This window comes from Pseudomonas sp. R2-60-08W (genome assembly GCF_003852335.1).
Classification (GTDB): domain Bacteria; phylum Pseudomonadota; class Gammaproteobacteria; order Pseudomonadales; family Pseudomonadaceae; genus Aquipseudomonas.
This window is the reverse complement of the sequence record NZ_CP027731.1, coordinates 3,097,190-3,113,767: the sequence shown is the minus strand read 5'-3', so window position 1 is coordinate 3,113,767 and position 16,578 is coordinate 3,097,190. Positions and strand designations below refer to the sequence as shown.

General features: G+C 58.6%; 15 protein-coding genes. 7 read left to right on the top strand and 8 right to left on the bottom strand.

What is annotated here, in order from left to right; translation table 11 throughout:
* Positions 1-34 precede the first annotated feature (34 nt).
* Complete coding sequence (gene gorA, locus C4J90_RS14055) at positions 35-1,393, top strand: glutathione-disulfide reductase (RefSeq protein WP_124420089.1); 1,359 nt, start codon at positions 35-37, stop codon at positions 1,391-1,393.
* Here gorA and C4J90_RS14050 read toward each other — a convergent pair whose 3' ends face one another.
* Complete coding sequence (locus C4J90_RS14050; RefSeq protein WP_124420088.1) at positions 1,394-2,401, bottom strand: DNA-binding protein; 1,008 nt, start codon at positions 2,399-2,401, stop codon at positions 1,394-1,396.
* A gap of 171 nt (positions 2,402-2,572) precedes the next feature.
* Here C4J90_RS14050 and C4J90_RS14045 point away from each other — a divergent pair, with 171 nt between their 5' ends.
* The 3 genes from C4J90_RS14045 (at position 2,573) to ahpF (ending at position 5,891) form a co-directional block, all read left to right on the top strand.
* Positions 2,573-3,505: a site-specific integrase gene (locus tag C4J90_RS14045; protein WP_124420087.1), complete on the top strand. Its 933-nt coding sequence runs from the start codon at positions 2,573-2,575 to the stop codon at positions 3,503-3,505.
* A gap of 133 nt (positions 3,506-3,638) precedes the next feature.
* Positions 3,639-4,202: an alkyl hydroperoxide reductase subunit C gene (gene ahpC, locus C4J90_RS14040; RefSeq protein ID WP_003191303.1), complete on the top strand. Its 564-nt coding sequence runs from the start codon at positions 3,639-3,641 to the stop codon at positions 4,200-4,202.
* A 123-nt stretch (positions 4,203-4,325) separates the two neighbouring features.
* On the top strand, positions 4,326-5,891 hold the full coding sequence (gene ahpF, locus C4J90_RS14035) for an alkyl hydroperoxide reductase subunit F (protein WP_124367134.1): 1,566 nt from the start codon (positions 4,326-4,328) through the stop codon (positions 5,889-5,891).
* A gap of 49 nt (positions 5,892-5,940) precedes the next feature.
* Here the strand turns inward: ahpF and gloA are convergent, their stop codons facing one another.
* Positions 5,941-6,462, bottom strand: a complete 522-nt coding sequence (gloA, locus tag C4J90_RS14030) for a lactoylglutathione lyase (RefSeq protein WP_124362964.1) — start codon at positions 6,460-6,462, stop codon at positions 5,941-5,943.
* A gap of 178 nt (positions 6,463-6,640) precedes the next feature.
* On the opposite strand from gloA, the gene C4J90_RS14025 reads away from it, so the two are divergent.
* A complete protein-coding gene (locus C4J90_RS14025; RefSeq protein ID WP_124421212.1) occupies positions 6,641-7,177 on the top strand; it encodes a DUF4946 domain-containing protein in 537 nt (178 codons plus the stop codon).
* 100 nt (positions 7,178-7,277) lie between these two features.
* On the opposite strand, the gene C4J90_RS14020 is transcribed toward C4J90_RS14025, so the two are convergent.
* From C4J90_RS14020 to C4J90_RS14010, 3 genes are all read right to left on the bottom strand, one after another.
* The gene (locus tag C4J90_RS14020; protein ID WP_124362963.1) at positions 7,278-7,643 is read right to left on the bottom strand and encodes a histone-like nucleoid-structuring protein, MvaT/MvaU family; all 366 of its coding nucleotides are present in this window, start codon (positions 7,641-7,643) and stop codon (positions 7,278-7,280) included.
* 192 nt (positions 7,644-7,835) lie between these two features.
* Positions 7,836-9,377 (bottom strand): EAL domain-containing protein, encoded by a 1,542-nt coding sequence (locus C4J90_RS14015; protein WP_124420086.1) that lies wholly within the window; start codon positions 9,375-9,377, stop codon positions 7,836-7,838.
* Between the two features lie 94 nt (positions 9,378-9,471).
* Positions 9,472-10,350: a LysR family transcriptional regulator gene (locus C4J90_RS14010; protein WP_124414769.1), complete on the bottom strand. Its 879-nt coding sequence runs from the start codon at positions 10,348-10,350 to the stop codon at positions 9,472-9,474.
* Between the two features lie 73 nt (positions 10,351-10,423).
* On the opposite strand from C4J90_RS14010, the gene C4J90_RS14005 reads away from it, so the two are divergent.
* The gene (locus C4J90_RS14005) at positions 10,424-11,347 is read left to right on the top strand and encodes a DMT family transporter (protein ID WP_124420085.1); all 924 of its coding nucleotides are present in this window, start codon (positions 10,424-10,426) and stop codon (positions 11,345-11,347) included.
* Between the two features lie 260 nt (positions 11,348-11,607).
* Positions 11,608-12,684, top strand: coding sequence for a 4-hydroxyphenylpyruvate dioxygenase (hppD, locus tag C4J90_RS14000; RefSeq protein ID WP_124420084.1), 1,077 nt, complete (start codon positions 11,608-11,610; stop codon positions 12,682-12,684).
* 154 nt (positions 12,685-12,838) lie between these two features.
* Here hppD and C4J90_RS13995 read toward each other — a convergent pair whose 3' ends face one another.
* The 3 genes from C4J90_RS13995 to C4J90_RS13985 form a co-directional block, all read right to left on the bottom strand.
* Positions 12,839-14,170, bottom strand: coding sequence for an IS110 family transposase (locus C4J90_RS13995; protein ID WP_124420083.1), 1,332 nt, complete (start codon positions 14,168-14,170; stop codon positions 12,839-12,841).
* 265 nt (positions 14,171-14,435) lie between these two features.
* Complete coding sequence (gene rarD / locus C4J90_RS13990; protein ID WP_124420082.1) at positions 14,436-15,317, bottom strand: EamA family transporter RarD; 882 nt, start codon at positions 15,315-15,317, stop codon at positions 14,436-14,438.
* Positions 15,318-15,476: 159 nt separating this feature from the next.
* Positions 15,477-16,484 (bottom strand): aldo/keto reductase, encoded by a 1,008-nt coding sequence (locus C4J90_RS13985; RefSeq protein WP_124420081.1) that lies wholly within the window; start codon positions 16,482-16,484, stop codon positions 15,477-15,479.
* Positions 16,485-16,578 lie beyond the last annotated feature (94 nt).

Below are 16,578 nucleotides of genomic sequence, written 5' to 3'. Positions count from 1 at the left end.
GTCGGTATGCTGATGGCCTGCCGAGGAGAATGAAATGGCCTACGATTTTGACCTGTATGTAATTGGCGCCGGTTCCGGCGGTGTTCGCGCGGCGCGCTTTGCCGCCGGATTTGGCGCCAAGGTGGCCGTGGCGGAAAGCCGCTACCTGGGCGGTACCTGTGTGAATGTGGGTTGCGTGCCAAAGAAGCTGTTGGTGTACGGCGCGCACTTTGCCGAAGACTTCGAACAGGCCAGCGGTTTTGGCTGGTCGTTGGGTGAAGCGAACTTTGACTGGGCGACCCTGATCGCCAACAAAGACCGCGAGATCAACCGTCTCAACGGCATCTATCGCAATTTGCTGGTCAACAGCGGCGTGACCCTGCACGAAGGGCATGCGCGCCTGGTTGATTCCCATCAGGTGGAAATCAACGGCGAGCGCTTCACCGCCAAACATATCCTGATCGCCACGGGCGGCTGGCCGCAGATCCCTGAGATTCCAGGGCGTGAGCACGCCATCGGCTCGAACGAAGCGTTCTTCCTGAAAGAGCTGCCAAAGCGCGTACTGGTGGTGGGCGGTGGTTATATCGCCGTTGAGTTCGCAGGCATTTTCCATGGTCTGGGCGCACGGACCTCGTTGCTGTACCGCGGCGACCTGTTCCTGCGCGGGTTCGATGGCGCGGTGCGCAAGCATTTGCAGGAAGAGCTGACCAAGCGCGGCCTCGACCTGCAATTCAATGCCGATATCGAGCGCATCGACAAGCAAGCCGATGGCAGCCTCAAGGCCACCTTGAAAGACGGTCGCGTGCTGGAAGCTGATTGTGTGTTCTACGCCACCGGCCGCCGGCCGATGCTGGACAACCTGGGCCTGGAAAACACCGGTGTCACACTCGACGAGCGTGGCTTTGTCAGCGTAGATGATCTGTATCAGACCGCCGAGCCGTCGATCCTGGCCATTGGTGATGTGATCGGCCGCGTGCAATTGACGCCGGTGGCCCTGGCCGAAGGCATGGCGGTGGCGCGTCGCCTGTTCAAGCCCGAGCAATACCGCGCGGTGGATTACGCGATGATTCCAACGGCTGTGTTCAGCCTGCCGAACATCGGTACGGTGGGCCTCACGGAAGAAGAGGCGAAGAAGAACGGCCACAAGGTGCAGATCTTCGAAAGCCGTTTCCGGCCCATGAAGCTGACCCTGACGGACTGCCAGGAAAAGACCCTGATGAAGCTGGTGGTCGACGCCGACACCGACAAAGTGCTGGGCTGCCACATGGTCGGGCCCGATGCCGGCGAGATCGTGCAGGGCCTGGCGATCGCGCTCAAGGCTGGCGCGACCAAGCAGCATTTCGACGAGACCATTGGCGTGCATCCGACGGCGGCGGAAGAGTTCGTCACCATGCGCACGCCTGTGGAGAGCTGATCAGGACTCGGGCGTTGCCTCTGGCGTCGTTGCAACGACGGCGGCCAGGCGCAACGCTTCAATGCTGGCCTGGGCCTTGATCAGGTCCAGTTCCAGCGCCTTGTTGGCCTGTTGATGTTCGGTCAGCGCGTCCTTTCGTGACTGACTTTCCAGCAGCGCAACCCGCAGGCGCTCTTGAAGCAGCGTGCGCTCGCTGTCGACCTGGCTAATCCTCTCGTTCAATTCGAGCCGCAGCGCCTGGTCTTTGCGTACCTGCTCCTGCAGTGCGCTCAGCGCCTTGGCAGTCACCCGATGCTCGATCAACACGCGTTCATTGTCTCGATGCAACTGAGTGATTTCATCCTGACGCACCAGTGCACTCTGCTGGGTCTGGCGCAGTTCGGCCTGTACCTGCTGCAACTGGCCTTCATGGCGGCGCTGCTCCTGCTCACGCTGCTCCTTGACGGCGTTGCGGTAGTGCTCAAGCGCATCGCGGGCGTGGAGGTGCTTGTCTTCCAGGGAGCGAATCTGCTCGTCCTTGTCGTTGATCCTCAGTTCGTAATCGCTGCATGCCTGGCTTAGCCCGGCATTACGCGTTTGCTCGGCCTGCAGGCTGGTACTGGCGGTTTGCAGCGCAGCGCTTTCCTCGGCGAGGGCGGCGGCCTGGATATCGAACTGCTGTTGCAACTGGTGATGGGCCTCCTGCAGCGCTTCAAGCTGAGTGAGGAGGGCGCTTTTCTGCTGTTCGAACTGCGCCAGGGCGAGGTCAATGGGTTCCTGGGCTTTCTCCTTCAGGCGTTGTGCGAGGCGTGCCACCAACTCACCCAGCTCATCGTCGATAGGCGCTTCGGTGATGGTTTGCCGGGCTTCGCTTTCGTCCAGTTCCTTTAAATAGCGATGAATCGTGGTTTTCGAGCCGGTATTGCCCATCTCGATGCGTACAGCATCAATGCTGGGGTTTTCACCGCGGGCGAGGATTGCCAGGCGTGCCGTTTGAACTACTGCTTTGTTTATGCCGCCGCGTGCCATGGGGTCTCCGTCGATTTCGTACTGTGGTACATGATATGTATATACATACTGTATCACGGCTAAAAAACTCTTTAAATTCATTATTTAACAGATGGGATATTGGCGTATTATCCCGTGTCACACGCATTTTCAACGTCGATACAGGCGTTCGCAGTACGAATGGGCCCTGCCATGAATGATCTCGACCGCTACCTCAATGCCGCTACCCGCGATAACACCCGCCGTAGCTACCGCGCGGCCATCGAGCATTTCGAAGTCAGTTGGGGTGGGTTCCTGCCGGCCACCAGCGACAGCGTGGCGCGCTATCTGGTGGCGCATGCGGGCGTGCTGGCCGTCAACACCTTGAAGTTGCGGCTCTCGGCCTTGGCGCAATGGCATAACAGCCAGGGGTTTGCTGACCCGACCAAGGCGCCGGTGGTGCGCAAGGTGCTCAAGGGCATCCGCGCCGTGCACCCTGCGCAGGAGCGGCAAGCGCAGCCATTGCAGCTCACGCATCTGGAGCAGGTGGTTGCATCGCTTGAAAATGAGGCCAGGCAAGCCGCTGAAAACCAGGATCAGCCCGGGTTACTGCGTGCCAAGCGCGACACCGCGCTGATCCTGTTGGGGTTCTGGCGCGGCTTTCGCAGCGATGAGTTGTGTCGCTTGAGCATCGAGCATGTCCAGGCAGTGCCTGGGGCCGGCATCAGCCTGTACTTGCCGCGCAGCAAAAGTGACCGCGATAACCTCGGCAAGACCTACCACACCCCCGCGCTGTTGCGCTTGTGCCCGGTACAGGCTTATAGCGAATGGCTCAGTGCCTCGGCATTGGTACGTGGCCCGGTGTTTCGCGGGATCGATCGCTGGGGCAATCTGGGGGAGGAGGGGCTGCATCCCAACAGCGTGATCCCCTTATTGCGTCAAGCCCTGGAGCGCGCAGGCATCCCCGCCGAGCAGTACACCAGCCACTCCCTGCGACGTGGCTTCGCTACCTGGGCCCATCGCAGCGGCTGGGATTTGAAGTCATTGATGAGTTACGTCGGCTGGAGCGACATGAAATCGGCCATGCGCTATGTTGAAGCGACGCCCTTTCTCGGCATGACGCTGGCGACTCAACCGCTGCTGTGAGATTTCTTCTATTAATACAGCCGCCTGATAGGGAAAACCAATCGTCAGCATCAGGTTTGCCAATGAGCCATCGTCGGTCGGAGTGGGTAGGATTCACCTCATCAACTTCTTAACCCCTGACGGAGAGTCAACGATGCCTATCATCAACAGCCAAGTAAAACCGTTTAAAGCCACCGCTTTCAAAAACGGCAGCTTCGTCGATGTGACCGACGCTGACCTGAAAGGCAAGTGGTCCGTAGTGTTCTTCTACCCAGCCGACTTCACCTTCGTTTGCCCGACTGAACTGGAAGACCTGGCTGACAACTACGCCGAATTCCAGAAACTGGGCGTCGAAATCTACAGCGTGTCCACCGACACCCACTTTGCCCACGCTGCCTGGCACAATACCTCGCCAGCCATCGGCAAGATCCAGTACACCATGATCGGCGACCCAACCCTGACCATCTCCCGCAACTTCGACGTGCTGATCGAAGAAGCTGGCCTGGCAGACCGCGGTACCTTCGTGATCAACCCGGAAGGCCAGATCAAGATCGTTGAACTGAACGACGGCGGTGTTGGCCGTGACGCTTCCGAGCTGCTGCGCAAGATCAAGGCTGCTCAGTATGTCGCTGCCCACCCAGGCGAAGTGTGCCCAGCCAAGTGGAAAGAAGGCGAGGCCACTCTGGCTCCGTCCCTTGACCTGGTCGGCAAGATCTAAGTCTGTGAAGTCCCAAGGGCGGGTAACCGCACCTACCCAGTAAGCTGCAACCGCCCTCAAAAAACGCCCGGGCGAGATTCGTTCGGGCGTTTTTTTATACCAGAATTAAAGGAAATCGCCCGTATGTTGGACGCCAATCTTAAAGCTCAGTTGAAATCTTACCTGGAGCGGGTCACCCAGCCGATCGAGATCGTCGCCTCCCTCGACGACGGTGCGAAATCCCAGGAAATGCTCGCTCTTTTGCAGGACGTAGCCAGCCTCACTACGCTGATTACCCTGAACACCGATGGCAATGATGCGCGCAAGCCGTCGTTCTCCATCAACCGCCCGGGTGCCGATATCAGCCTGCGTTTCGCCGGCATCCCCATGGGCCATGAATTCACGTCCTTGGTGTTGGCCCTGTTGCAAGTCGGTGGCCACCCGTCGAAGGCCAGTGTCGAAGTGATCGAACAGATCCGTGCGCTGAAAGGCGAGTTCAGCTTCGAGACGTACTTCTCGCTGTCGTGCCAGAACTGCCCGGACGTGGTCCAGGCGCTGAACCTGATGGCCGTGCTTAATCCCAATATCCGCCACGTGGCCATCGACGGCGCGCTGTTCCAGGCCGAAGTCGATGAGCGTCAGATCATGGCAGTGCCCAGTGTCTACCTCAACGGTGTGAACTTCGGCCAGGGCCGTATGGGCCTGGAAGAAATCCTCGCCAAGCTCGACACCAGCGGTATCGAAAAAGCGGCCGAGAAAATCAGTGCCAAGGATGCTTTTGATGTACTGGTTGTCGGCGGTGGCCCGGCGGGCTCGTCGGCCGCGATCTACGCTGCACGCAAAGGCATCCGTACCGGCGTGGCCGCCGAGCGTTTTGGTGGCCAGGTGCTGGACACCATGTCCATCGAGAACTTTATCTCGGTCCAGGAAACCGAAGGCCCGAAGCTGGCCAGTGCCCTGGAAGCCCACGTGCGTCAGTACGACGTCGACATCATGAACCTGCAGCGTGCCAGCAGCCTGGTACCCGCGAAGAATGCCGGTGAGTTGCACGAAATTCGCTTCGAAAGCGGCGCAACGCTCAAGTCCAAGACTGTGATCCTGGCCACCGGTGCGCGCTGGCGTGAAATGGGTGTGCCGGGCGAGCAGGAATATAAGGCCAAGGGCGTGTGCTTCTGCCCGCACTGCGATGGCCCGCTGTTCAAGGGCAAGCGCGTGGCGGTGATCGGTGGCGGTAACTCCGGCGTCGAAGCGGCCATCGACCTGGCCGGCATTGTCAGCCACGTCACGTTGCTCGAGTTCGACAGCAAACTGCGTGCTGACGCTGTGTTGCAGCGCAAGCTGTACAGCCTGCCAAACGTCGATGTGATCACCAGCGCGCTGACCAGTGAAGTCAAGGGCGATGGCCAGAAAGTCACTGGTCTTGCCTACAAGGACCGCGACAGCGGCGAGTTCAAGACCATCGACCTGGAAGGCATTTTCGTGCAGATCGGTTTGCTGCCTAACACCGACTGGCTCAAAGGCACCGTGGAACTGACGCCTCGCGGCGAGATCATCGTCGATGCGCGTGGCGAGACCTCATTGCCGGGTGTATTCGCCGCCGGTGATGTGACGACCGTGCCGTATAAGCAGATCGTCATCGCGGTAGGTGAGGGCGCCAAGGCTTCCCTTAGCGCATTCGACCATCTGATCCGCACGTCCGCGCCGGCGTAAAAACAGCGCGCAAATAAAAAACCCCATGAGCGATCATGGGGTTTTTGTTTTACAGCGGTGCTGGCTGTATGATTTCAACCCAGTAGGCGTCCGGGTCCTTGATGAAGGCCAGGCTTTTCATGCGGCCATCGCTCAGGCGCTTCTGGAAATCGCAGCCCAGGGCCTCGAAGCGTTCGCATGCCGCGACGATATCCGGCACCGAGATGCAAATATGGCCAAAGCCACGCGGGTCGGTGTTGCCGTTGTGGTAAGCGAAGTCGGCGTCGTTTTCGGTGCCGTGGTTGTGGGTCAGTTCCAGAATGCCTGGGATCGACTTCATCCACTGGGTGCGCTCGGCAGCGTCAGCCGGGATCTGTGCCTTGTCCACCAGGGCCAGGAAATACAGGCTGAATTCGGCTTCCGGGAAATCGCGTTTTTCAACCAGGGAAAAACCCAGGACGCGGGTGTAGAAATCCAGCGACTTGGTGATGTCCTTGACCCGCAACATGGTGTGGTTGAACACGAAGTTCGTGGTGGCGGTGTCGGGTTGGGCAGTAACGCCGGGAAAGGTGTTCAGTTCGTGCAGGCTCATGGGCCCTCCAGAAAAAATGGGGCAAAGCGGTCCCTTGGCTTGCGGCAAGCATCCGTGCAGCCGAGCCATGATACGCAAGGCCTGCCGATCGCGCCAAATGAAAAAGCTCACGCGGCCCTTGCGAGGGGCGGGGCTCGGGTCGCAAACTTTGGTGCTGGAACCTTGGATGCTTTTGGCAATGATCGAGTTTCGTAAACCGTTATTGGCTACGTTGTGCTTAGTGTTGGGCAGCCCGTTCGTACTGGCGGCCGAGCCGGAAATTCATTGGCCCAGCGGCTGGCAGGTCGAGGAAGTTGAGCCTGATGGCAACGCAGCCGGGAGGACCCAGGCCGTGTCGCGACAGCGCGCGATCAAAAATGATGAAAATGGCAAGACCTTGATGGTGATGGAGTTGACCGGTACGCCGATCGAGGCTGGGCATAACGTCAATCTTCAAGGCGTTTTGCTGGAAATGCGTAAATCCATCCAGAAAGATTTTGCCCAGGGTGGTTATCAAAGCGTGTGCACCAAAATGCACCCCGCTACATTGAGCCGTCTTGAGGCGCTGGAAACTACCTGTGTGATTACCGAGAACGGTCGACATGTGCTGTCGCAAACACTAGTGGGGGCAGTGGATGCCGTTAAAGCCTACGTGTTTTCATATGCGGGCCAGGCGCAAGCGTACGAGGCCAGCAAAGATGAGGTCAGTTCGGTGCGTGATAGCCTCAAACTTTGAATGGTTCTAGGCGAACGAATGTGAACTTAAGTTAGTTTCGTTTGTGAACCTACAAACGAAAAGCCCCGCGTAAGCGGGGCTTTCTGTTAGTGCATGTTAATCAACCGCGAAGCCAAGAGTCTACAGTGGCTGCGCCGTGCTCTTCTTTCCAGGCTTTAAGGCCGCGGTGGTTGCCGCCTTTGGTCTCGATCAGCTCGCCGGTATGCGGGTTCTGGTAAACCTTGACCACACGTGCGCGGCGCTGTTTCGGCGCACGAACGGCCGCAGCAGCCGATTTGCCCGGGTTTGGATCAAGGATGGCGATCACATCGCGCAGGCTCTTGTCATAACTGCTCATCAGCTTTGTAAGCTTTTCTTCGAATTCGATTTCTTTCTTCAGCCCGGCGTCGTTCTTCAGCGATTCCAGCTGGGCGAGCTGCTCTTGAAGGGCTTTTTCTGCTGCGCGAAATTCGGCGAGTCTGGACAAAATCTGTACTCCAATAGTGTAGTTAGCTGATAGCTACTGCGAAGAAAGCCTTAAGCCAAGAGGATTAAGCTAACTCAACGAAAACACCTGCGTGAGTGTATCGCCGGCACGAAAAATTGTAGTGGTTAATCCACTTCGAGTAAATCATGTCTTTGTCCAAATAAGATTGTTTCATCTAAAGTCGATGGCTATTCAATGGCGGGTCAACGCCTTAATGAATTCATCGCAGGGCACCGGACGGCCGAACAGGTAACCTTGCAAAAGGTCCACGCCTTTTGCAATGAGGTAATCACACTGTTGCGCTGTTTCCACACCCTCAGCCACGATACCCAGGTCGAGCTTGGCGGACAGTTCTATGATGCTGTCGAGAATATGCCGGGAAAGCGCATCCGCTCCGATCATGGCGACGAAGCTTTGATCGATCTTCAAGTAATCCACATTGAAGTTGCGCAAGTAACCCAGGCTGGAGTGCCCGGTGCCGAAGTCGTCGATTGCGATCATTACGCCCAACTGGTGCAGAGCGTCGAACAAGCGGCGCGTGATGTCGGTGGGTTCGATCAGCTCACGCTCGGTCAATTCCAGGACCAGGGTGACCTGGCCGGGCGGGAAGGCTGCGAGGAATTCGCGACAATCGTCCACCAGGTCCAGGTCCAGGCAATGGCGTGCGGTGATGTTCACGCCGATATGGAAGCCCGGGCTGAAGTGCTCGGCATGCGGCGCCAATTGCGCGGCGGTCTGGCGCAGCAGGCTGCGGGTCATGGGCACGATCAGTCCGCAGTGCTCGGCCAGGGGGATAAACAGGTCTGGCCGCACCAGGCCCTCTTTAGGGTGTTTCCAGCGCATCAGCACTTCGCAGCCGGCCCATTGGCGAGTGTCGCCGCGCACCACCGGCTGGAAATAGGGAATGAACTCGTTGGCGCCCAAGGCCCGTTGCAACTCGTGGGTAGGTGCCGAAGAGCGCTTCTGCAGCCAATGGGCCAGGACGCCGGCCAGCACCCCAAAAAACACCACCAGACTGAACACCGCCGGGTAACGCGCCTGCATATAACGCCACACCTCACCCTCGGGCATGCCCACATCAACGCTGTAGGGATAGCGGTTGGAGGCCAAAAAGTGCTGGGCCACGGCAAACGTCGGTGACGCGCTGGTATGCACCTTGCCCCCGGCGTCCAGCCAATGGGGGCCGACCTTCAGCACCAGGAAGGCATAGCGGCTGATCAGGCGCAGGGCATTGGTGAGGTGATAGCCGTCAATCGAGGCGAACGCGGCTCGATCACCGTCGACCAACCGGTACACCAGCAGCGCGGTATCCGGCGTGACGGGATTACCGTTCATCAACCACAAACTGCCGTCAACGTAGTCATCTGGGTTGACCGGCGACTCATAACCGCTGCCAAACAACGAACTGCAATAAATGTTTCGCTGCCAGGACAAGGTGGTGGCGCGCACGAACGGCCGACGAGTGACCTGCTCACGCAGCGCCAGCTTCGCGGCCTTATCACACGGCAAGCCGGCCAGTGGTAACAGCGCTTGGGCGGCGGCGGCGGTGTTGTCGAGCATCAAGTCGAACTGACGCACGGCTTCCTGCGCCGTTTGCGCGGTGCTTTGCTCAAGCGTGCGCTCGGCCTGCCAATAAAGAATTACCACCCCAAGCAAAACGGGAAGCAGGCCGCAGACTGCGCTGAACACATAGCAGGCGACTCGGTTTCGTGGGCCTTGGGAGGTCAGGGGCATACAGGGGCAGCCATGCAGAAAAGGGGAGACTATGCCGATGATAGATGGCATTGCCACACGGTGCTCGGCAAAACGTAACAGCGCTTGATCGAGTTCAAACCGGGGCGGGATACAACTTTTGCGCCACTGCAATGAACGCAAGTGTCGCGGGTGATGACTGGCGACGGTCGAGCACAGCCAGACCAATCTGGCGCGGCACTTGAGGCGCCAATGGCCGCACCACATAACGCGGATCGATGACTGCCGGCAGCGATGCCTGCGCGACAATGCTCAGTCCGTCGCCACGGCTGACCGCTTCCAGCGTGCTGAGCAACTGCGCGCAGCGGTAACGCACCTTCGGCTGTAATCGGGCCTGGCTGAACAGGTGCGTGACCCATTCCGACGATCCGGCTTCAGTCAGGATAAACGGGTCGTCACATAACGTTTGCAGGGGCAGCGCGGCCTGGGCGGTTAACCGATGCCCGGCCGGTAACAGCGCTACCCATTGATCCTGCAACAGCGCCACGGTATCGAAGCGGTCCTGCTCCAAAACGACAAACCCGACATCCACCCGCCGCTCATCCAGCCAGTGTATGACCTGCCGGTCGGGGCCTTCGTCGATGTGTACCTCTATGCCTGGGTAAGCCTGCCGAAAGTGGCTGAGGATGTTGGGCAGCAAGCGGATTGAAGCAGTGGGCCCGAACGAGCCTATACGCAGCGTACCGCGCTTCATGCCACGTGCGTCGGCGGCTTCCTGCTGCAACGTGTTGGCCAGGCCCAGCATGGCACGGGCGCGCCCCAGCAATTGCACGCCGGTATCGCTCGGTTCAACCAGGGTCTGGTGACGTCGGAACAATTCCACACCCAACTCCTGCTCCAGTGCCTTGATCGCATGGGACACCGCCGACTGGCTGATACCCAGGCGGTGAGCGGCGCTGGTAAAGCCTTGCAGTTCAGCTACCAGGGAAAAGATTTCCAACTGGGTCAGGGTCATGAGGAAAGACTCATTTTACGATGATTGATCATTACTTGAAGAATAGGCTCTCCCTTATTCTTCGAGCAAATTTATGCGCCGCATTGCTGATGGTTTTACTTATCTCAAGCTTGCCGCTGTCAGCGTTATCTGGGGCGGAACCTTCGTTGCCGGGCGCTACCTGGCCGATCAGGTAGACCCGTTACTGGCGGCAAGCTTGCGCTTTGTGCTGGCCAGCGTGGCGTTGTCGTTGTACATGCTGTTCGCCCGGGTCCGATTGACCTGCCCGAGCCCACGGCAATGGGTGCAATTGGCGACGCTGGGTTTCTTCGGGATTTTTTTCTACAACCTGTGCTTTTTCTATGGGTTGCATTACGTCAATGCGTCGCGGGCTTCACTGATTGTCGCCTTGAACCCGGCCGTGATCGGCCTGGCGGGTTGGTGGTTGTTCAACGAGCGCCTGGAGCGCGCCAAGTGCGTGGGTATTGCGCTGTGCCTGGGCGGGGCGGCGGCTGTCATTATCAGTCGCAACCCGCTATTGCTGCAGGGCAATGTGGATGCCTGGCGTGGCGATCTGTTGATACTCGGCTGCGTCGTGGGGTGGGGCGTCTATTCATTGGGCTCGCGCCAGTTGAATCAAAGCCTGGGGCCGTTGCAAACCGTGACATGGTCAATTCTGCTGGGCACGGTGATGCTCCTGGCTGCGATCCTTGTCACCGGGCGCATGACCCTGGCGGGCCTGAGCGTGCTGCATGTGTCGCAATGGGCCAGCTTGGGGTACCTGGGCATAATGGGCTCGGCCCTGGCCTATATCGGCTATTACGATGGCATTCGGCGCATCGGCGCGACGCGTTCCGGTGTGTTCATTGCGCTCAACCCGCTGACCGCCGTCATTTGCGCGGCGTTGTTACTTGGCGAACACCTGACGCTGCCCATGCTGCTTGGCGGCGGTGTGATCCTGCTGGGCATTTACCTGTGTAACAAACCCCTTGCGCAAGGCAAGGCAATGGAGATTTGATAAGAGTACGGACAAACACGGTTACGCTGTGTAGAATCGATTTACGCATACAAGAATATGGACTTGCGCTCACGCAAGCCTCGCCGTCAGAGACTGATGACATGAAGCAACTCGGTTCGCCCCTCATCTTTGGTGACTTCCTCGCCCGCAGCGTGCGAGGCCTTTCCTGTGCGCCACCCGCTGACCTCATCCTTGCCCGCAAATAACCATATAGCTAGTAAATAACTAGTTGTTACCGCAAGCATGATGAGGCACCGAACATGACCGACCAATACGAAAACCCGATGGGCCTGATGGGCTTTGAGTTCATTGAATTCGCCTCGCCGACCCCGGGCATCCTGGAGCCGATCTTCGAGATCATGGGCTTCACCAAGGTAGCAACCCACCGTTCCAAGAACGTGCACCTGTTCCGCCAGGGCGAGATCAACCTGATCCTCAATAATGAGCCCAACAGCCTTGCCTCGTACTTCGCCGCCGAACATGGGCCGTCGGTGTGCGGCATGGCGTTTCGCGTGAAGAACTCGCAGGAAGCCTACAAGCGCGCCCTGGAACTCGGGGCCCAGCCGATTCATATCGACACCGGCCCGATGGAATTGAACCTGCCAGCGATCAAAGGCATCGGCGGGGCGCCGCTGTACCTGATCGACCGTTTTGGCGAAGGCAGCTCGATCTATGACATCGACTTCGTCTACCTCGAAGGCGTAGACCGTAACCCGCAGGGCGCCGGCCTGAAGGTCATTGATCACCTGACCCACAACGTCTACCGCGGCCGCATGGCTTACTGGGCCAACTTCTACGAGAAGCTGTTCAACTTCCGTGAAGCGCGCTACTTCGATATCAAGGGCGAATACACCGGCCTGACCTCCAAGGCCATGAGCGCGCCGGATGGCATGATCCGCATCCCGTTGAACGAAGAGTCCTCCAAGGGCGCCGGCCAGATCGAAGAGTTCCTGATGCAGTTCAACGGCGAGGGCATCCAGCACGTGGCGTTCCTCACGGACGACCTGGTCAAGACCTGGGACGCGCTGAAGAAGATCGGCATGCGTTTCATGACCGCGCCGCCGGACACCTACTACGAGATGCTCGAAGGCCGCCTGCCGAACCACGGCGAACCGGTGGACCAACTGCAGGCGCGCGGCATTTTGCTCGATGGCTCCTCGATCGAGGGCGACAAGCGCCTGCTGCTGCAGATCTTCTCGGAAACCCTGATGGGCCCGGTGTTCTTCGAATTCATTCAGCGTAAAGGCGACGATGGCTTCGGCGAGGGCAACTTCAAGGCGTTGTTCGAGTCCATTGAGCGTGATCAGGTGCGTCGCGGTGTGTTGACCGCTGACTAAGCAATAATCCCTGACACAACAGCGATCAAATGTGGGAGGGGGCTTGCCCCCGATGGCGGTGGCTCAGTCACATATGCGCTGACTGACACTGCCTTATCGGGGGCAAGCCCCCTCTTATCAAACAAAAAATAACTCATTGTTTTTGCTCTTAATTTCAAGCCGCTTTAACCAGCTGCATTCCTAACTTACGCGCCTTGCGCTCCAAGGCGCGCATCTGCCGGTCACGGCTTTTTTCTTCAAACTCCTCGATTCCTTTTTCAACGTACGGTTGACCTTTAGTCAGCATCGCGTAAATCAGCCGGGCCAGTTGATGCGCTGTCGCCTTGATTGCGCAGCAAGTATCCATTCGGGTTAGGCGCGCCCGATGGCTTGCTCCGATAAAGCTTTTATCATTGCGTGCGATAGAAGCGGCTTGCTTTAAAGCCTGTGCAGCTCGGTTAATCACTTTTAGAGATTTCCCGGGCAAGGGTTTTCCTCCCGAAATTCGCGTTGGCGGCGCGAGGCCCAGCCAGGAACAGAAGTGCTGTGAGGTCGGAAACCGCGACAAGTCCGATCCCAATTCGCTAGCCAAAACCAACGCCGTATCGATGCCGATAGTAGGAATTGCGGTTAAATCTACCCCCATCACCTTATTCAGCGCTCGATGCAGGGTCAATTGCTGCTCAGTGGAGCGGTGTGGGTTGCGCAGCGTTTTAGCTGGGAGCACGACCTCGTCTTGAAGAACAGGCAACCGTTCAAGTGCAAAGGCGATGGCTAGGTCGCATTCACCAATCTGTTTTTCAAGGAAGTCGTAAGCCGCCAGTTCCTGACTCAGTGCATGCAAATGCTCAGCTCGCCAGTTACCCCGCAAACTTCGGGCGACAGTGGCCTGGTCGGCTTTGACGCGCTTGTCTCTAAGCATGGCAAGTACTTCGGGGTCACGTTCTCCATCAACGATTGCCCGCAAAATACTCATGCCTGTCACCCCGGCAATGTTGCTGATGACTTGAGCCAGTTGGATGTTCATCTGGACCAAAGCCTTTTGCATCCGGTTGAGGGCCTTGGCTTGGTCGCGGACCTTATTGCCACGCTGACGGACCAGTGAGCGCAATGAACACACATCGTCCGAGGGCCGAAAAGCGCCTCGCAGCAGCCCGTGCGTCATGAGCTGAAGGATCCACTGACAATCCAGTACGTCGGACTTGCGACCGGTTATTTGCCGGGTCGCACGGGAATTCACGAGATAGACTTCAAACCCTCGTCTATCGAGTATTTCAAAGAGCGGGATCCAATAAACTCCAGTCGCCTCCATCGCCACCACCTTGACGCCCATGGATTCAAACCAATCGGCCATGGCATGCAAATCATCGGTGAAGGTTGAAAACCGCTTAACCGGATCATCGCATTTGGTCGGATCAACAGCGGCCAAATGCTCACTGCCGCCCACATCAACGGCAGCGCAGTCCGGATGGATAACCTCAAAACGCTTTTGGTTCTTGCGCGTCATGACAATTCCTCGCAGGATTGAACGACGCGGGCGGGGTACACGGTGGCGAGCGGATTCACTCTCTTATACGTGGTCACAGCTTTGCTGTGCCGACAATGACTCCACGCCGATACCGTGCAGGCCACTCTCCCACTCGGGTGCTGTCACACCAGTGTTGGCTACGGCCTTTGCCCCGCACGCGTTCTTCAACCTTACGATGAACCAGTTTGATGCGCGACAGCGCTACGTCGAAGACTTAGTGGGACCTCCCACATTTTTGACCGAGTCAGGCCTTGCGCTGACGCACCAAGTGCTTGAATCCCTCATACACCAGCACCATCACCGCCAGCCAGATCGGGATATAGGTCAGCCATTGCCCGCCCTTGATGCCTTCACCCAGCAGCAGCGCGACTGCCAGCAACAACACCGGCTCCACATAACTGAGCAGGCCGAACAGGCTGAAGGCCAGCAAACGGCTGGCGATGATATAGCTCACCAGCGCCGAGGCACTGATCACGCCCAGCATGGGAATCAACGCGTAGAGCTTGGGCTGTGCATCCAGTACCGCAAAGCCTTGTTCGCCGCTTTGCACGAACCACCAGGCCACCGGTAGCATCAACGCCATGTCCAGCCACAGGCCGCCCAGATGGTCGGTGGTCAGGTATTTACGCACCACGAAATACACGGGGTAACCGATGATCACTACGAGGGTCGCCCAGGAAAAACCGCCGGCCTGGTACAGCTCGTTGAGCACACCCAATGCGGCAAATACCACGGCGATCTGCTGCAAGCGCGACAACTGTTCGCCGTAGACCAGGCGTCCGGTCAACACCATGGTCAGCGGCAACAGGAAATACCCCACCGACACATCCAGGCTGCGGCCATTGAGCGGTGCCCACATGAACAGCCATAACTGCACGCCGAGCAACGCAGACGACACCAGCACGCCGCCGATCAAGCGCGGCTTGGCCGCCAGCAGATGCAGCAACTCCCACACCCGCCGCCATTCGCCGCTGACTACCATGAATACGGTCATGCAGGGCACGGTCAGCAACATGCGCCAGCCGAAAATTTCCAGGCCACTCAACGGTGTGAGCAGGGACGTGAAGTAATACATCACGGCGAACAACACCGAGGCCAATACCGATAACGCAACACCTTTAGACACGCTGTCCTCGCGAAAGCCGATTCAGATCCAATTCCAGCAGAGGATTATGGTGCCTTTAGCGTCAAAACGCTGCGCTGTTTTGGGGCGGGCTTGCGTAAATTTTCGTGTAATGCGCGGTTTGAACGCGTTTTCGTGGTCAGCGAGAACGCGTCATCGCGACTAACGCGTCACTCGGCCCGACACGAAATGCCCGACGTCATTGAAGCCCGGCGTGGACGAATGCCCCGGCGTTACCAATGAGTCGACGAACGCCTCATCCTGCGCCGTGATCTCTACCGCCAATGCCCCGGTGTACGCATCCCATTGCGCCTCGGTGCGCGGGCCGACAATCGCCGAACTCACTGCCGCGTTGTTCAGCACCCAGGCGATCGCGAACTCAACCATCCCCACGCCACGGCCCTGGGTGTATTGCTGGACCTGCTGGGCGATGCGCAGCGATTCGACGCGCCATTCGGTTTCCAGGATGCGTTTGTCCTGGCGTGCCGCGCGGCTGCCCGGTTCAGGTGTCAGGTCGGGGGCATACTTGCCGCTGAGCACGCCACGCGCCAACGGGCTGTAGGGCACCACGCCCAGTCCATAGGCGGCCGCGGCGGTGATTTGCTCGACCTCGGCCTGGCGATTGACGATGTTGTACAACGGCTGGCTGATGATGGGCCTGTCAACGCCCAGGCGCTCGGCCACGCGGATGACCTCGGCAATACGCCAGCCACGGTAGTTGGATAACCCCCAGTAGCGCACTTTGCCCTGGCGAATCAGGTCGCCGATCGCCGATACCGTGACTTCCAGCGGCGTGTCGTGGTCCTCGCGGTGCAGGTAGTAGATGTCCAGGTAATCGGTGTCCAAACGCGCCAGGCTCGCCTCCAGCGCGTTGAACAGGCGTTTGCGGCTCAGCCCATTGCGGTTGGGCACGCCATCCACCGGGCCGATCCCGACCTTCGACGCCACCACCCAGTCCTGGCGGTTGCGCGCGATGGCCTCGCCGACGATCTCCTCGGAGCGCCCGCCGGTGTAGATGTCGGCGGTGTCGATAAAGTTGATGCCTTGACTCCAGGCCTTATCGATGATGCGCAGCGAGTCTTCGGTGCTGGTCTGTTCGCCAAACATCATGGTGCCTAGTGTCAGTGCGCTGACCTTCAACCCGGACTGGCCCAATGTGCGGTAAATCATGCAAAGCTCCTCATGGCAGGCAAACGTGGCTCATGCAATACCAGACACCAACGCTCTGGAACAAGCCCTGTGCGTATTTCTTCACGCGCTCAGC

Bases quoted from the DNA above. Each gene is read 5' to 3' on its own strand.
- gorA (WP_124420089.1), top strand. From the start codon at position 35: ATGGCCTACGATTTTGACCTGTATGTAATTGGCGCCGGTTCCGGCGGT.
- C4J90_RS14050 (WP_124420088.1), bottom strand. From the start codon at position 2,401: ATGGCACGCGGCGGCATAAACAAAGCAGTAGTTCAAACGGCACGCCTG.
- C4J90_RS14045 (WP_124420087.1), top strand. From the start codon at position 2,573: ATGAATGATCTCGACCGCTACCTCAATGCCGCTACCCGCGATAACACC.
- ahpC (WP_003191303.1), top strand. From the start codon at position 3,639: ATGCCTATCATCAACAGCCAAGTAAAACCGTTTAAAGCCACCGCTTTC.
- ahpF (WP_124367134.1), top strand. From the start codon at position 4,326: ATGTTGGACGCCAATCTTAAAGCTCAGTTGAAATCTTACCTGGAGCGG.
- gloA (WP_124362964.1), bottom strand. From the start codon at position 6,462: ATGAGCCTGCACGAACTGAACACCTTTCCCGGCGTTACTGCCCAACCC.
- C4J90_RS14025 (WP_124421212.1), top strand. From the start codon at position 6,641: ATGATCGAGTTTCGTAAACCGTTATTGGCTACGTTGTGCTTAGTGTTG.
- C4J90_RS14015 (WP_124420086.1), bottom strand. From the start codon at position 9,377: ATGCCCCTGACCTCCCAAGGCCCACGAAACCGAGTCGCCTGCTATGTG.
- C4J90_RS14010 (WP_124414769.1), bottom strand. From the start codon at position 10,350: ATGACCCTGACCCAGTTGGAAATCTTTTCCCTGGTAGCTGAACTGCAA.
- C4J90_RS14005 (WP_124420085.1), top strand. From the start codon at position 10,424: ATGCGCCGCATTGCTGATGGTTTTACTTATCTCAAGCTTGCCGCTGTC.
- hppD (WP_124420084.1), top strand. From the start codon at position 11,608: ATGACCGACCAATACGAAAACCCGATGGGCCTGATGGGCTTTGAGTTC.
- C4J90_RS13995 (WP_124420083.1), bottom strand. From the start codon at position 14,170: ATGACGCGCAAGAACCAAAAGCGTTTTGAGGTTATCCATCCGGACTGC.
- C4J90_RS13985 (WP_124420081.1), bottom strand. From the start codon at position 16,484: ATGATTTACCGCACATTGGGCCAGTCCGGGTTGAAGGTCAGCGCACTG.